Raw genomic sequence first — 15,600 nt, forward strand, 5'->3', positions numbered from 1 at the left:
TAAGAAGCCTCAATGAGAGGAGCTGCACAGCAGGCGCTGCTGGCGGAATGATTATTTCTCCTCCGCCATGGCCTGGAACGAGGCTTCTGCTGCTTCCAGTGTAGCGTCAATATCGGCATCGGTATGCGCCGTGGTCAGGAACCAGGCTTCATATTTGGACGGGGCCAGGTTGATGCCCCGGTTCAGCATGTGGCGGAAGAAGCTGGCGAACAGCTCGCCGTCCGTATCCTGTGCTTCATCGTAATTGGTCACCGGATGATTGCAGAAATGAGTAGAGAATGCGCCGCGGATCCGGTTGATGGTCAGCGGGATGCCATGGCCGTCAGCAGCTGCCTGCAGCCCTTCGGTCAGGCGGATCGCCAGCCGCTCCATTTCGTCATAGACACCTTCGGCTGCAAGCACCTCCAGACAGGCGATGCCTGCGGAGATGGAGGCGGGATTGCCCGCCATCGTACCGGCCTGGTAGGCCGGGCCGAGCGGAGCGACCTGCTCCATGACATGCTTACGGCCGCCGTAAGCGCCGATCGGCAGGCCGCCTCCAATGATTTTGCCGAGTGCGGTCAAGTCCGGGATGATGTCCTCATGATTGCTGAGACCCGCATAGGTCTGGGCCGAGCCGTAATGGAAACGGAAAGCGGTGATGACCTCGTCGTAAATGACCAGTGATCCGTTGTCATGGGCCTGCTTGCAGAGCCCTTCGAGGAAGCCCGGCTGCGGCATAACCATGCCGAAGTTGCCGACAATGGGCTCTACCATTACCGCTGCGACATCCCCGCCCCATTTGTCCAGCGCTTCGCGCAGGGCGTCCAGATCATTGAACGGAACTGTGATGACCTCCTGGGCGATGCTGGCAGGAACTCCGGCACTGTCGGGAATGCCAAGGGTGGATGGACCAGAGCCGGCGGCGACCAGGACAAGGTCGGAATGGCCGTGATAACAGCCGGCGAATTTGACAATCTTGCTGCGTTTGGTATAAGCGCGTGCTACTCGGATCGTGGTCATGACGGCTTCGGTGCCGGAGTTGACGAAGCGCACCTTATCCATCGAAGGAATGGCTTTCTTCAGCATCTTAGCCAGCTTGATCTCAAGCTGCGTGGGTGTTCCGTACAGCAGCCCGTTTTCTGCTGCTTGTGTAATCGCCGCAGTAATATGGGGATGGGCATGGCCGGTAATAATCGGTCCATAGGCGGCCAGATAATCTATGTATTCATTGCCGTCTTCGTCCCAGAAGCGGGAGCCCCCGGCCCGTTTCATGAAGACAGGAGCACCGCCGCCAACGGCTTTGAAGGAGCGGGAGGGACTGTTGACCCCTCCGACGATATGCTGTAGGGCTTCCTCGTACAAATGTTCAGAGGTGGTACGGTTCATAATTGATCATCCTTTAAGTGATTTATTTACTTCCGGCGCTGGCCGAAGGACTGCTGCCCGGAGAAGCATCCGGCGATGGAGACGGCTCAGGACCAGCCAGGGTATCCTGAACGAATTCCTTCAGCTTGTTTTCACTGCTGATGCCGAGCACTGCCGAGCCTCCGCTGGTTTTTTCTTCGGTAAGCAGGTTCATCGGCGGAATTTGTGCACTGCCGCCCATCGAGCTGTCATAGCCTACGGTAGCCAGCTTCCACATGTCATTTACGTCCAGGTTGGTATCGATATAAGGCGTAACCTGGGATAGAATCGTAGGCAGCTTGATAATGGCAGTAGTACTGATGACCTTGTCTGCTACGGCCTTAAGGAAGCCGCGTTGACGTTCCGTCCGCGTGAAATCGGAGGTGGCATCATGACGGAACCGCACATATTGCAGCGCCATGCTGCCGTCGAGATGCTGGAAGCCTTTTTTCAGATCAATGTCGTATTCGGGGCCATCCGCCTTCGTCTTATAGACCATATCCTTCTCGACCTCGTAATCGACGCCGCCAACTGCATCCACCAGCTTAATAAAGCCCTGAAAGTCGGTATAGACATAGTATTGTATCGGGATGCCGAGCAAGTCGCTGACGGTCTGCATCGCCGTATTGGGTCCGTGGGTTATCGCTGTATTGATGCGTTCTTTGCCATGCTCAGGGATAGAAACATAGGTATCACGTAATATAGAGAATACATAGAATTTTTTCTTGACCGGGTCAAGTGAGGCGACCAGCATCGTATCCGAGCGAGGCACTTCACCCTTCTTCACCCCGCGCGCATCGACACCCATAAGCAGGATATTAACCGGTTCGGTGCCTTCCCATTTTGGAGGTTGAACGGTTTCGGCTGAAGGTGAGGGGACTGCTGCAAACGGTGAGTTTTCACCGGTCTTGTGCAGGTTATCCATTTGATTATAGATTTCTGCAAAATAATAAACGATTCCGCCGATAATCAGGAGAAGTATAATTGCCAGAGTCCAGAGCAGCGGTTTCTTTTTTGACTTGCCGGCTTTTGCGTGCCGTTTCTTTCTTGGTGGCATTTCGTTCTTCCTTTCCCATTCACATTCTCTACATTATAATTTCTTTTAGGTATACAAGCAATTTCGGAATATTCATCCATATTATGAAGGAGAGAAGAATTAATGAACGAAATCAAGATCGGACAAGAAGTGCCGGACTTTACCCTGCCTGCTTCTACAGGACAGGATATCAGCTTAAGTGATTACCGCGGCCGCAAGGTCGTACTGTACTTTTATCCCAAAAATATGACGCCCGCCTGCACCCAGGAGGCCTGTGAATTCCGTGACGCCGCGGACCCGATTGCCCGGGGCAATGCAGTCGTGCTGGGAATCAGTCCGGACAGCCTGTCTTCCCATGCGAAGTTCATCGAGAAGAACAGTCTGCCGTTTCCGCTGCTCTCTGATGAGGAGCATTCCGTAAGCGGATTATTCGGAGTCTGGCAGCTCAAAAAGCTGTACGGCAAAGAATTTATGGGCATTGTGCGGTCCACCTTTCTCATTGATGAGCAGGGCATCCTGGTCAAAGAATGGAGAAAAGTCCGGGTCAAGGGCCATGTCGAAGCACTATTGGGAGAAATCATGAATAAATAAGTATGCTAGTAACTAATTGTAAATGTCTGTAACATTTCTAACAGCCTCCATAAGGCGCTCTCATGATATAGTTGCCTCATATTACTTCAAATTTGGAGCAAGGCATGGTGATGAATGGCATGATGATGCTGCGTATCGGGCTGGACGTCGGGTCAACTACAGCCAAATTGGTTGTTATGGAACACGATGTGATTGTATATCAGGATTATGTGAGACATTTTAGCGATATAAAAAAAGCTGCGCTTTCCCTCCTGTCAGATGTGCGGGACAGGTTCCCGGATCGCGAGGCAGCTCTGACTGTAAGCGGTTCCTCAGGCTTGTCCCTCTCAAAGCTTGGCGAGGTCCCGTTTGTGCAGGAGGTCATCGCCTGCACGAAGGCGATCAGCGAGCTGATCCCCCAGTGCGATACCGCTATCGAGCTGGGCGGCGAGGACGCCAAGATTATCTATCTCAGCGGGGGCATCGAGCAGCGGATGAACACGGCCTGTGCAGGTGGCACAGGAGCATTCATCGATCAGATGGCTTCCCTGCTGCAGACCGACCCGGCGGGCCTGAATGCCCTTGCCGAGCAGCATGAACGAATCTATCCTATCGCATCGCGCTGCGGCGTCTTTGCCAAAAGCGATGTCCAGCCGCTGCTGAACGAAGGCGCACGCCGGGAAGATGTGGCGGCTTCGATTTTTCAAAGCATTGTCAACCAGACGATCAGCGGCTTGGCCTGCGGCCGCCCGATCCGTGGCCGGGTAGCTTTCCTTGGCGGGCCGCTGACCTTTCTGCCCGCGCTGCGGAAGCGGTTTGCCGAGACGCTTGGACTCAGCGACAGCGATGTGCTGTTTCCGGAGCACTCGCAGTATTTTGTCGCCATTGGCTCAGCGTTGTCGCAGACCGATCCGCTGGTGCTGCCGCTGTCCGGCTGGATGGCCCGGCTGGATGCCGTAGACTTCTCGGCCGACCGTGCCGAGGATGCCGAACTGCAGCCGTTGTTCGCCTCGCCGGAGGATCTGGAGCAGTTCCGGCTCCGCCACAGCCAGGCGGCAGCTCCGCGTTCGGAGCTGGATACCTATCAGGGGCCTTGCTATCTCGGCATCGATGCCGGATCTACCACAACCAAGCTGGTGATTACCGGCGCTGCGGATGAAATCCTCTATACCTTTTATGGAAGCAACAAAGGCAATCCTCTGCAGTCCGTCAGCGATGCCCTGAAGGAGATCTACCGGATTCTGCCTGAAGGCTGCCATATTGCCGGTGCATATGCAACCGGTTATGGTGAAGGGCTGGTCAAGGCGGCGCTGCGTACAGACGGCGGCGAAGTGGAGACGGTCGCGCACTACAAGGCAGCCTCCAAATTCATGCCGGAGGTCGATTTCATTCTGGATATCGGCGGACAGGATATGAAGTGCATCAAGATCCGCGGCGGCGCGATCGACAGCCTCATGCTGAACGAAGCCTGCTCGGCGGGCTGCGGCTCTTTCCTGGAGAGCTTTGCGTCTGCATTGGAGCTCGGCATCGGGGAATTTGCCGCAGCGGCACTGGAATCCACTGAGCCGGTCAATCTGGGCTCCCGCTGCACAGTCTTCATGAATTCCAAAGTGAAGCAGGTGCAGAAGGAAGGGGCCACGCTGGCCGATCTGTCAGCAGGGCTTGCGTATTCTGTCATCAAAAATGCGCTCCAGAAGGTCATCAAAATCCGCAACGCTGACGATTTGGGGCGCAACATCATTGTACAAGGGGGCACCTTTTATAATGAAGCCGTGCTTCGCGCTTTTGAGCTGCTGACCGGAAGAACTGTGGTCAGACCGGATATAGCCGGTGTGATGGGCGCCTACGGCTGTGCGCTGATTGCCAGAGAGCATGCAGGACTTGACGGATTCAGCACCCTTCTGGGACCTGAAGAACTCGAAGCCTTCAAATATGAAGTGTCGCCGGGCCGCTGCAGACTATGCGCCAACAACTGCGCGCTGACGATCAGCCGCTTCCCCGACAAGAGCTTCCATGTCACCGGCAACCGCTGTGAGCGCGGGGCCGGAGGCAAAAAAGAGAAGAATACCCTGCCGAATCTGATGCAATACAAATATGAACGGTTTTTTGATTATGAGGGGCTGCCTGTGGAGCAGGCGGAGCGGGGGACCGTTGGTATTCCGCGGACCATGAACATGTTCGAGAACTATCCGTTCTGGCATACCTTTTTCACCACACTGCGTTACCGGACGGTGCTGTCTCCGAAGTCCAGCAAGAAGCTCTATGAGAGCGGAATGGACACCATTCCTTCGGAATCCATCTGCTATCCGGCGAAGATGGCCCATGGCCATGTGCAGAGCCTGCTGGGCAAAGGCGTTGATTTCATCTTTTATCCGGCCGTTGTATACGAGAAGAAGGAAGACGACGCCGCGCAGAATCACTTCAACTGCCCGGTGGTGGCCTCTTATCCCGAAGTGATCCGCAACAATATGGATGGGTTGAAAGAAAAAAACATACCGCTCGTGAGCCCGTTCCTGACCTTCGATGATATTCCGGCGCTGACCCGGGTTCTGGTGAAGACCTTCATGGATATCCCGAAGGAAGAGATTGCCGCTGCCGTGCAGACAGGACTGGCTGAAGCCGAGCGGGCCAAAGCCGATCTGCGGAACAAAGGCGAAGAAACGCTGGAGTTCCTTACCCATAGCGGGACCAAAGGGATTCTGCTCTGCGGCCATCCCTACCATGCAGATCCCGAGATTAACCACGGCATCGCCGAGATGATTACGGGCATGGGTCTGGCCGTGCTGACCGAGGATTCGGTCTGCCATCTGGACCGCAGTGAAGGGGAAGTGGGCGTGGTCAACCAGTGGACCTACCATGCCCGGATGTACCGTGCGGCCCGTCTGGCCGCCAGCAGGAATGATCTGGAGCTGGTACAGCTGACCTCCTTCGGCTGCGGCATTGATGCCATTACCTGTGATGCGGTTCAGGAAATTTTGGAGCGCAACAACAAGGTGTACACCTTGATCAAGATTGATGAGATCAGCAATTTGGGCGCAGCGCGCATCCGTCTGCGGTCGCTGCTTGCGGCTATGCGCGAGCGGGAAAAAGGGGATGTGAAGCCGCAGCTCCTGTATAAAACACAGGCCAATGTGCCTTTTACAAAGGAAATGAAAGAGACCTACACCATTCTGGCGCCACAAATGTCTCCGATTCATTTCGAATTGTTCGAACGTGTCTTCCGGGACGCCGGATACCGGCTCAAAATCCTGGAAAGCACCGGACCGAAGGAAACGGAGGAAGGTCTGCGGTATGTGAACAATGATGCCTGCTACCCGGCGATTGTCACTATCGGGCAAATGCTGTCAGCCCTGAAGAGCGGAGACTATGATCCGGACCGGACTGCTGTTATTATGTCGCAGACCGGGGGCGGCTGCCGGGCAACCAATTATATCTCGCTCTTGCGCAAGGCACTGAAGGACTCCGGTCTGGGACAGATTCCGGTCATTTCGCTGAATGCCTCCGGAATGGAGAACCAGCCGGGCTTCCGGATCAGCCTGAGGCTGGCTAACCGGCTGATTGCAGCCGCCTGCTACGGCGACCTGATGATGCGGCTGCTGCACCGCTTCAGACCGTATGAAGTGATTCCGGGAAGTGCACAGGCCTTGTTCCGCAAAGGGATGGACCGCTGCAAGTCCAGTCTTTCGACCTTTTCATTCCGGGAATACAAACGGCTGACCCGCGAAATCGTCGCCGAATTCGTTCAGCTTCCTGTGGTCAAGACCGTGAAGCCACAGGTGGGGATTGTCGGAGAAATCCTGATCAAGTTCCATCCCGACGCCAACAACCACATCATAGAGATGATTGAGGCCGAGGGGGGCGAGGCGGTTATGCCGGATTTCCTGGATTTCATATTCTATTGCGTCTACAATCCGATTTACAAGGCCGAGCAGTTCGGCAAGAGCAGAAAGCTGGGCTTCTTTAATCCAATGCTGATTTCCTACCTGGAAATTTACCGCAAGCCGGTCAAGGCGGCGCTGGAAGAAGCAGGTCTGGCCAAAGGCCGTGAGAATATTTACGGACTGGCCGAGAAGGCAAGCCGCCTGGTCTCCGTGGGCAATCAAATGGGCGAAGGCTGGTTCCTGACCGCAGAAATGATGGATCTGCTGGATAACGGGGTTAATAATATTGCTTGCATCCAGCCTTTTGCCTGTCTGCCGAATCATATTACCGGACGGGGAATGATTAAGGGGCTGAAGGATCTGTATCCCGGCGCCAACATTGCCGCCATTGATTACGATGCCGGTGTCAGTGTCGTGAACCAGGCGAACCGGATTAAGCTGATGATGTCCATCGCCAGCGGGCTGGCGAGCAGCACGCCACCCCCTGCCGCAAAAATGAAAAAAAGCAGTACAATGAAGCCTGTGGTGGTCGGAAGCGCCAGAAGCGACCTGTAAGCTTGCATTTTAGTGAAATTCAAAGAGCGTACCCTTAAGTGATCGGGGTACGCTCTTTTATTTTGAAAGCCCGTGCTCCAAGGACGACAGGCAGGTGTTTTAGGATATAGGTTTATTTTTGCAGTTTCAGCTTGACGCGCATAGCTTTATTCAGATGAACGAAGTTATGCCTTGTGGCAGGCATCAGTACGAGGCCGGCAATGGTTTTGCTTCCCCAGTAATTGATCAGCCACTGTTCTGATTCTTTGACTGCGCCTTCTTCAGAAATTCTGCTGATCTGCGCAGGGGCGGGCTTCTTACGGAATTGCCCAGGCTGCAATCCGGTGATAATGGAGCGTGTTCCGGCTGCCACTGCCTGACGATAATCCAGCAGGGCTTCCACGTCGACAGCTGCACTGAATTCTGCGAGCTCCTGTTCGCTCATCCCGTTTCCGGAATGAATAAAAGGTGTATGGAGCTTATCCGCATAATGTTCTGAATGGAGAATCTGATCACGATCCGCTGTGAGGATATTCATCGTAATATCCTCAATACGGGCACTATGCCATATGTGCCACACGATAGAATTGCTGCTGTTAGCCGTATGAACCGGATAACTGCGCATGGTTTGCTCCAGGAGATCTTTTAACAGATCGTCTTCATAATTGGTCTGCTCCGGGTTGTTGCCGCGCGAGGCGTACAGGCAGTCATGCAGCTCCAGGATAAGAGCTACCGCATTAGCATGCTCTTCCGGTTTTGTAATTATTCCCGTCAATTGCTGATGGTTGGCATTCCAGATTTTCCGTGCTTCAAGAGACATAAAGGGTCACCGCTTCCGCTTGTAGGCTATGTTCTAGATTATATAATAAATCCCAAAGCTGGCCGGTTTTTAAGCGTGTCTGTTTTGCGGCAGAGGCCCACACTAAGAATCTGATCTGGTATCATAATGTTTTTTTTCTGAAAGTTTCAGCAAGTGGTTGACGAATAAATAGGTAAATAGTAAAATAGTTCGCATGCGAAGTATTAATGGGTTTACTGATTGGGTGGAGGCGATGAATGATGGAGGATAGAGAACAGCAATTGGATGATATCTTTTCTTCATTCCGCTGTATTATCCATAATTTCCAGCAGCTTATGTGGAAGGATGCAGAAAAGCTCAATATCACCTCCACGCAGCTAATGGTCTTGCGCAAGTTGGAGGCACACCCGGATGTGGGGATCACGGAGCTTGCGGATCTGCTGCACTTGGGAAACAGCGCCGCCAGCGGTGTGGTCGACCGGATGGTGAAGGCTGGACTGATAACCAGACAACGCTCGGAGAGCGACAGACGTATATTTAAGCTGGCCATGACCGACAAAGGCCGGGAGATCAGGGAGCAAAGCAAACAATCGCTACGAAGCCATCTGGAGCCCTTGTCGAATATACCGGCGGAAGATGCCAGGGAACTGCTGAGATTGCATCGGGAAATCATTAAAATTTTGGAACAAGGGAGAGAGAACAACAAGCTATGAGCACAATAACTGCTAACGCTGCCGCGCCGTCGAAGACGATACGCAGAGGTCCCATCATTGCGGCCCTCCTGATCGGCGCGTTCGTGGCGCTGCTGAATCAGACGCTGATGAATGTGGCACTGCCCAAGATGATGGAAGACCTCAAGATTGCCGCCAATACGGCACAATGGCTGACAACAGGATTTATGCTGGTGAACGGGGTGCTTATTCCAATCAGTGCCTATCTGGTGGAGAAGTTTACTACCCGTCAATTATTTACTACCGCAATGATGCTATTTTCCATAGGAACGCTGGTCTGTGCCATAGGCACCGGCTTTGAGATGATTATGGTCGGCAGAGTGATTCAGGCTGTCGGCGCAGGGATCCTGATGCCGCTGATGAACATTGTGTTCCTGCGGATCTTCCCGATTGAAGAGCGGGGTAAAGCGATGGGGCTGATGGCGGTCGCCATGATTTTCGCCCCGGCTGTAGGACCAACGCTGTCCGGCTGGGTGGTTCAGAACTACTCCTGGCGCGTGTTGTTCTACATTGTGCTTCCGTTGGCCATTTTCTCCACCCTGCTTGGCATGAAGACCATGCAGAATGTTGGGAAGCTGACTTCGCCCCGACTGGATAAATTGGGTGTGGTGCTGTCCACGCTTGGTTTTGGCGGATTGCTGTACGGCTTCAGTGATGCCGGAACAGACGGCTGGAACAGTGCGACGGTATATGCCTGCCTGATTCTGGGTGTTGTAGCTTTGGCTTTGTTTGTATGGCGTGAGCTTACGACCGACAAGCCGCTGCTGGAGTTCCGGATTTTCCGGTACAACATGTATTCATTAACTACTGTAATCAACATTATTGTTACAATGGCGCTGTATTCAGGGATGATTCTGCTGCCGATCTACCTGCAGACGATCCGTGGCTTTACACCGATGGAGTCGGGACTTATGCTGCTGCCGGGTGCGATCCTGATGGGCGTAATGTCTCCGATCACAGGGATTATTTTTGACAAAATCGGCGCCAGATGGCTGTCCGTTATCGGCTTGATTATCACTACCGTTACGACTTGGGAGTTCAGCCAGATCACCCATACCACTACGTATACCCACCTGATTCTGACCTACACGGCACGGATGTTCGGAATGTCCATGCTGATGATGCCAATCGTAACCGCCGGATTGAACCAGCTGCCGCAGCGCCTGGCTTCACACGGTACGGCAATGTCGAATACACTGCGTACGGTAGGAGGGGCACTGGGCATGGCGCTCTTTGTCAGCCTGATGACCAACCGGACAAAGAGCAACATTACGGAAGCCGTGATGAGCGGATCTGTATCCCAGACCGACAAGGCGGCTATGCTCAAGCTTACACAGGATGCAACGATCAACGGGATTACCCATGCGTTTACCGTGGCTACCTGGGTGACAGTTGTAGCCCTGGTGCTAGCCTTATTCATCAAGAAGACCTCGCCGCAGCCGGACTTCCTGCAAACGGAGGAAACCGAATCTGTGCAGCAGCCGTCCAAGGTGAACTCGCAGCAGGCGTAAGATCATTTGTATCATCATAAATTTATATTGAAAAAAGGACTATCCGTCAGCCGTACTCCGGCTCCCAGGATAGTCCTTTTTATTTTATGTTCTTTGGGCAATTATGATTCGCTTTTCTTACGGATAGGAGTCACCTAGCGCTTACTATGAAGCAGGTGTGCAGGCACCCGTGGGAAGAAGGGTACTTCTTTCTCCCCAAAATCAACAATTGTGAGATTAAAGTGGAAAAAGGAAACTTAATTGGGCCATATTACTCTGTCAGGGGCTAAAAGTGCGGGATTAGTTAACCTTTTTCCACTTCAAACTGCTGGGGAAAGGGTGCTTGAGCAAATTAAAGATCCTTTTTCCACTTGGAATTGCCACCGGGTTCATGGAGGTCCTCCAGACAATGCTAACTTAAATTCAAAACGGCTATGTTGTCCAGTGAAGGACAGTGTAGCCGTTTGTTCTATTTTGGCATAACTTCAGCATTATATTTGGCGGCAATTTCTGCTGCCAGTCCGGCCAGTCTGCGGCGGACCGGTTCAGGCTCCAGTACCTCCACAACCGTTCCGAAGCTCAGCAAAAAACCGTACAGCCAGTTGTTCTCCGCATAAGCCAATCTAACGGTATACCCGCCGTTACCATCAGCCTCCAGCTCCTCGCAATCAAAGTAGTCCTCCGCCAGGTGTCTGCCTTCTGCCGAAAAATGCAGGACAACGGTCTGTGTATTCAACGGTTCTTTCCAACCCTCTGTCCAGGGCAGGTCCTGCAGGGGAATATCCAGCCGTTCGAAGCTCTGGGTTCCCTTGACCAGCGACTTCATGCGCAGCAGCTTAAAGAGCCGGAAATCCTGGCGCTCCGTGCAGAATCCGTATAAATACCAGCCCGCCCCCTTGTGTACAAGCGTATATGGCTCCACAATCCGGTGGCTGATCTGGCTGTCAGCACTGACATAATCAAAAGCCACGACAGTGCTCTCCTCCAGCGCTTCTTTCAGAAGAGCCAGACGCTCCTCCAGCGGACCCTGCAGCCCCCAGGGGGAGAAGTCGACGATCAGCTGGGTCGTTTTGCTGCGGAAGGCATGCGACTTTGAGGGAGGAATCACGCTGCTTATTTTTTGCATAAGCAGGTTGTGTTCTCCTCCTCCATAAGAAGATACACTCTGCAGGGCGGTAAAAATATCGGCCAGTTCGCGTTCGGTAAGGACATTGCGGTCCAGCCGGTATCCCTCCATAAGCCCAATGCCGCCATTTGCGCCTTGATAGGTGACGACGGGAATCCCGGCTCCGTTAATACTGTCGATATCCCGGTAAATGGTGCGTACAGACACCTCGAACATATCAGCCAGTTCCTTGGCCTGGATCAGCGGGCGGTTCATCAGCAAAATGACAATGGAGAGCAGACGGTCAATTTTCACAGAGGCTTCCTTCTTTCGCATGTATTCATATGTTCATTATCCTTGTATTCCCGCACAGAATCAAAGGAAATAGCCTTGCAATTTATCATATATTAGAATAACATCTAATTAGATAATTGTATAATTTCGAAAGTGAGGGACAAGTTGTGAACATAAATATAACCAATAATAGATCAACAGAAATGCTGAAGCAGAGATCCAAGGGGTATTCCAGATTGTTTGCGGCCGGCCTCGTTAACGGCATTGGCGACCGGTTCAGCAGCGTCGCTATGCTGGCGCTGATTCTGCAGGTGACCGGATCGGGGATGGCAGTAGGGATCTCGCTGGGGATGAGGGTGCTCCCTTTTCTGTTCATGGCCCCGCTTGGCGGAATGCTTGCCGGCAGGCTGCCGCGCAAAACCATAATGATGGCTGTTGACTTGCTGCGTGTGCCGGTTGCCCTGTCCTTTCTTTTGGTAGATGGAGCCGGCAGGCTCTGGCTGCTGTATGCCGGGAGTTTTATTATGGCGGCCGGGGAAGCCCTTTACAGTCCAGTGCGCAAATCATCGATTCCGCTGTTGGCCGGTCCTGACTCATTGCACAAAATCAACAGTCTGGAGCAGCTGATGACCGGCTGTGTGCTGATCCTGGGGGCATTTACAGGCGGACTGGTGTCGCTGTGGTGGGGGCCGGAAATGGCTTTTGTAGCAAATGCGGCCTCGTTCCTGCTGGCTGCTCTTCTGGTCTGGGGCATATCATTTCCGGCAGCCGTCCCCAGCGGGACTGAACTGCGGGCAGATACAATTCCGGCAGAACCGGTTATAGAGAGCAGCCATTTGAAAAAGACTGGCCGCTGGCAGAGCCTTAAGGTTCTGATTGGCGGCAGTCAGGTGCTGCAGATTATTATAGCCTACGAATTGCTGGTGCCAATTATTAATGGATGGGACAATGTACTGATCAGTGTGTATGCGGTACAGGTGTTTCATGCGGGGGATGTGGGGGTCGGAGCTTTCTATGCCGCACTCGGCATCGGGCTTAGCCTCAGCTTTTTTGCCGGACGGCTGCTGAAACGGAGACTCCTCGGGATTGCGCTTGCCGGTCTGCTGATGGAGGGTATTCTGCTTATGTGCATCAGCGGCAGCAGTCATTTCGGGGTGGCCTTTGTGCTATATATTCTGCTGTCGTTATGCGGGGGAATTGGGAGTGCCTGTCTGGATACGCTGGTGATGCGGGAAACGCCTGCCGCCCAGCAGCCGGTTGTTTTTGGGATACTATCAGCGCTGGGCGGATCACTGATTGGGGTGTCCATGTTGAGCGCTGGTTGGCTGCTGGAGGCCGTGGAGCCGAGGGCGTTGGGATTCGCAGGCGGTGCCGGCTTCGCGGGGGTGGCATGGCTGCTCGGGGTGTTGGCATGGCTGCCCCGTTACCGGAAGAAGATGCCAAGAAAGCTGCGCCGCCAGTGACAAAAGAAGAACACGCTGCTTATTTCACTTGGAAGGCTCTTTGACCTTAACCACCTGATTTTCCAGGTTCATTCCTGTTTTGCGCCGGAGCAGCCGGGACCCGATCTTGTGCCTGTAGCGGTACAGGATGATAAGTGCTGCAACGGCTGCGACGCCGGAGGCAATCCAGATTGCATTTTTCTCTATCAGGTGGAAGATGCCCATCCATTGGGGGCCGAATACTTTTCCGATTCCCAGAAAAAGCACGACCCACAGCAGGGCGCCACTGTATGCATAAAGGGCAAACTTGCGGAACGGCAGAGCGGTAATGCCCGAAAAGTAGCCGGTAAAGTGGCGCACCCCCGGGATGAAATAGCCGATGGAAACGAGAATGCTGCCATAACGGTCGAACCAGTGCTGCGTTTTCTCCAGCTTGGTCTCAGAGAACAGAAACCATTTTCCATAGCGCTGAATAAAAGGTAGTCCGGCCTTAAGCCCGATAAAATAGGTCACCGTCATGCCAACAGTAGTTCCGGCAAAAGCCACAGCGATCAGCACAAAGAAATCAAGCTGGCCGGTATAAGAGAGGAAGCCTGCAAAGGCCATGGTGGTTTCTCCGGGAAAAGGCAGAGCCACAAACTCCAGCAGAAGTCCGAAGAAAAGTACACTATAGCCATAACTGGCGAACAATTCCTGTATCCATTTCAACATTTCCATAAGTCTTCACTCTCCAAGGGCACCATGCCTCATTCTATTTCCGGGCTTGTCTTCATACAATCTACCAAAAGACGCGAATGCGCCAATAGAAAGCTGGAGGTAGAAAAGATGAAGGGTTACCGAAAAAATAATGTCCGCCGGATCGTCCTCGGCGGTTTGCTTGCTATGGTGGTTTTAGTACTTGCATTTGCGGGGCGCACAGTACTCTTTAAGAATAATCTTCCGGCTGCCCTGACGCAAGATGTGCCTCTGGCGCTGCCTGATGCCGGTCGTCTTCAACCGCTGTCAGGCTTCACTTCAGGTGCAGCGTTTTCCATGAGCCTTACTCCTTCACAGGCAGCCGCCCAAACCACAGCCAAAACTGCAATAAGGGCAGAGGCATCAGTAAAGAATGGAGCTGCAGTAACCAAGGTTCCTGCCAAACCTTCCCTTCCCGCACAGACCAAGCAAAAAATGGTCTACTTAACATTTGACGACGGTCCCAGCAAAATCACTCCAAAGGTTCTGGAAATTCTGCGCCAGCAGGGGGTGAAGGCGACCTTTTTTGTGCTTGGGGAGCAGGCCAAACAGCGGCCGGAGCTGATCAGTGCCATATGGGAACAGGGCCATGCCATAGGCAATCATACCTATAATCATAACTACCATGCTTTATATAGCGGGTTTACAGAGTTTTGGTCGCAAATCAAGCAAACCGAGGAGATTATCCGTAACATCACAGGGGTGCGCCCGCAGCTCGTACGTGCTCCGGGCGGCACATTCGGACATTTCGACAAGTTGTATTTCCGGCTCCTGGCACAAGCCGGTTATTCCGTAATGGATTGGACGGTGGATAGCGGTGATTCCAAACGCAAAGGGGTGCCTGCCGGGGATATATTGCAGGAATCTGTAGCAGATATGACCGCTTCCCGGGTAATCCTGCTGCTTCATGATGGCGGAGGCCACGAGCAGAGCGCCAAGGCTCTGCCGGAGATTATCAAGCGCTATAAAGCGGCTGGATATGCCTTTGGCGTGTTGAACGGAGAGGTGCAGCCCGTCCAGTTCAGAGTATCTGCTTCCGCGGCCCGAGCGGGTCATGCCCAGCCTTCCAAGGCATGGATTGCTGCGAATATCATTCCTAACCGTGAGCTGTTCACACCGGGCAAGGCACTGGCACTGGAGGTTGGCCTGCTGGAGACCAAGCTGCTCCCCGGAGAGTACACCATCCGTGAAGGACAATATAAGGTGCCGCTGCGTGCAGCCGTCGAAAGGCTTGGAGGAGAGGTCAGTTGGGATGTGTCCAGCCGCAGCGGCAGGGTGGTCTGGAATGGCCGGACCATTCTGGCGGATGCAGCACATCAGCAGCTTACTGTAACGGATGGGGACGGCAGACAGCAGATCCGCAGCGCGGATGTGCAGCTCATCGGCTCTTCGTTATGGATCTCCCTCCGCGGGCTGCTGGATGCTGCCGGACACCCGCCGCTGACCGCAGCAGTGACTGCGGAGGAACGCAGGGTAAAGACGCTTTGAAATGTAGCAAAGCTGCAGGTCTGGGTACTCTTTTTCGTGGGAAGAATAGACATTATCAGGCTTCTTTACGCCATATTCCTTAGGATGGCTGCAGGAAGCTAGTCTACAG

General features: G+C 53.5%; 11 protein-coding genes. 6 read left to right on the forward strand and 5 right to left on the reverse strand.

From position 1 onward, the window contains the following. Window positions 1-51 precede the first annotated feature (51 nt). Both PGRAT_RS03380 and PGRAT_RS03385 read right to left on the reverse strand, forming a co-directional pair. On the reverse strand, window positions 52-1,368 hold the full coding sequence (locus tag PGRAT_RS03380; protein WP_042266035.1) for a glutamate-1-semialdehyde 2,1-aminomutase: 1,317 nt from the start codon (window positions 1,366-1,368) through the stop codon (window positions 52-54). 22 nt (window positions 1,369-1,390) lie between these two features. Then, window positions 1,391-2,443 (reverse strand): LCP family protein, encoded by a 1,053-nt coding sequence (locus PGRAT_RS03385; RefSeq protein WP_025707967.1) that lies wholly within the window; start codon window positions 2,441-2,443, stop codon window positions 1,391-1,393. Window positions 2,444-2,545: 102 nt separating this feature from the next. On the opposite strand from PGRAT_RS03385, the gene bcp reads away from it, so the two are divergent. Both bcp and PGRAT_RS03395 read left to right on the forward strand, forming a co-directional pair. Beyond that, on the forward strand, window positions 2,546-3,013 hold the full coding sequence (bcp, locus tag PGRAT_RS03390) for a thioredoxin-dependent thiol peroxidase (protein WP_025707966.1): 468 nt from the start codon (window positions 2,546-2,548) through the stop codon (window positions 3,011-3,013). A 125-nt stretch (window positions 3,014-3,138) separates the two neighbouring features. Then, window positions 3,139-7,428: a 2-hydroxyacyl-CoA dehydratase gene (locus PGRAT_RS03395; protein ID WP_047171587.1), complete on the forward strand. Its 4,290-nt coding sequence runs from the start codon at window positions 3,139-3,141 to the stop codon at window positions 7,426-7,428. A 112-nt stretch (window positions 7,429-7,540) separates the two neighbouring features. On the opposite strand, the gene PGRAT_RS03400 is transcribed toward PGRAT_RS03395, so the two are convergent. Continuing rightward, entirely contained in the window at window positions 7,541-8,227 is a 687-nt protein-coding gene (locus PGRAT_RS03400) for a hypothetical protein (RefSeq protein WP_025709480.1), read from the reverse strand. A gap of 236 nt (window positions 8,228-8,463) precedes the next feature. Here PGRAT_RS03400 and PGRAT_RS03405 point away from each other — a divergent pair, with 236 nt between their 5' ends. Beyond that, the gene (locus PGRAT_RS03405; RefSeq protein ID WP_025709478.1) at window positions 8,464-8,919 is read left to right on the forward strand and encodes a MarR family winged helix-turn-helix transcriptional regulator; all 456 of its coding nucleotides are present in this window, start codon (window positions 8,464-8,466) and stop codon (window positions 8,917-8,919) included. Further along, window positions 8,916-10,448: a DHA2 family efflux MFS transporter permease subunit gene (locus PGRAT_RS03410; RefSeq protein ID WP_025709476.1), complete on the forward strand. Its 1,533-nt coding sequence runs from the start codon at window positions 8,916-8,918 to the stop codon at window positions 10,446-10,448. The genes PGRAT_RS03405 and PGRAT_RS03410 overlap by 4 nt, the downstream gene beginning before the upstream one ends. Window positions 10,449-10,896: 448 nt before the next feature. Here the strand turns inward: PGRAT_RS03410 and PGRAT_RS03415 are convergent, their stop codons facing one another. Beyond that, complete coding sequence (locus PGRAT_RS03415) at window positions 10,897-11,847, reverse strand: helix-turn-helix transcriptional regulator (RefSeq protein ID WP_025709474.1); 951 nt, start codon at window positions 11,845-11,847, stop codon at window positions 10,897-10,899. A gap of 146 nt (window positions 11,848-11,993) precedes the next feature. Between PGRAT_RS03415 and PGRAT_RS03420 the strand changes: the two genes are divergently transcribed. Beyond that, a complete protein-coding gene (locus PGRAT_RS03420) occupies window positions 11,994-13,289 on the forward strand; it encodes an MFS transporter (protein ID WP_081954723.1) in 1,296 nt (431 codons plus the stop codon). A gap of 24 nt (window positions 13,290-13,313) precedes the next feature. Here the strand turns inward: PGRAT_RS03420 and PGRAT_RS03425 are convergent, their stop codons facing one another. Further along, the gene (locus PGRAT_RS03425) at window positions 13,314-13,985 is read right to left on the reverse strand and encodes a DedA family protein (RefSeq protein WP_025707128.1); all 672 of its coding nucleotides are present in this window, start codon (window positions 13,983-13,985) and stop codon (window positions 13,314-13,316) included. 108 nt (window positions 13,986-14,093) lie between these two features. Here PGRAT_RS03425 and PGRAT_RS03430 point away from each other — a divergent pair, with 108 nt between their 5' ends. Continuing rightward, window positions 14,094-15,491 carry a polysaccharide deacetylase family protein gene (locus PGRAT_RS03430; protein ID WP_025707127.1) on the forward strand — a complete coding sequence of 466 codons (1,398 nt, stop codon included), beginning with the start codon at window positions 14,094-14,096 and terminating at the stop codon, window positions 15,489-15,491. The last annotated feature ends 109 nt before the right edge of the window (window positions 15,492-15,600 follow it).

Source organism: Paenibacillus graminis, from assembly GCF_000758705.1.
Classification (GTDB): Bacteria; Bacillota; Bacilli; order Paenibacillales; family Paenibacillaceae; genus Paenibacillus_AQ; species Paenibacillus_AQ graminis.

Coding starts and splice junctions, on each gene's coding strand:
- PGRAT_RS03380 (WP_042266035.1), bottom strand. CDS start 1,368: ATGAACCGTACCACCTCTGAACATTTGTACGAGGAAGCCCTACAGCAT.
- PGRAT_RS03385 (WP_025707967.1), bottom strand. CDS start 2,443: ATGCCACCAAGAAAGAAACGGCACGCAAAAGCCGGCAAGTCAAAAAAG.
- bcp (WP_025707966.1), top strand. CDS start 2,546: ATGAACGAAATCAAGATCGGACAAGAAGTGCCGGACTTTACCCTGCCT.
- PGRAT_RS03395 (WP_047171587.1), top strand. CDS start 3,139: ATGCTGCGTATCGGGCTGGACGTCGGGTCAACTACAGCCAAATTGGTT.
- PGRAT_RS03400 (WP_025709480.1), bottom strand. CDS start 8,227: ATGTCTCTTGAAGCACGGAAAATCTGGAATGCCAACCATCAGCAATTG.
- PGRAT_RS03405 (WP_025709478.1), top strand. CDS start 8,464: ATGATGGAGGATAGAGAACAGCAATTGGATGATATCTTTTCTTCATTC.
- PGRAT_RS03410 (WP_025709476.1), top strand. CDS start 8,916: ATGAGCACAATAACTGCTAACGCTGCCGCGCCGTCGAAGACGATACGC.
- PGRAT_RS03425 (WP_025707128.1), bottom strand. CDS start 13,985: ATGGAAATGTTGAAATGGATACAGGAATTGTTCGCCAGTTATGGCTAT.
- PGRAT_RS03430 (WP_025707127.1), top strand. CDS start 14,094: ATGAAGGGTTACCGAAAAAATAATGTCCGCCGGATCGTCCTCGGCGGT.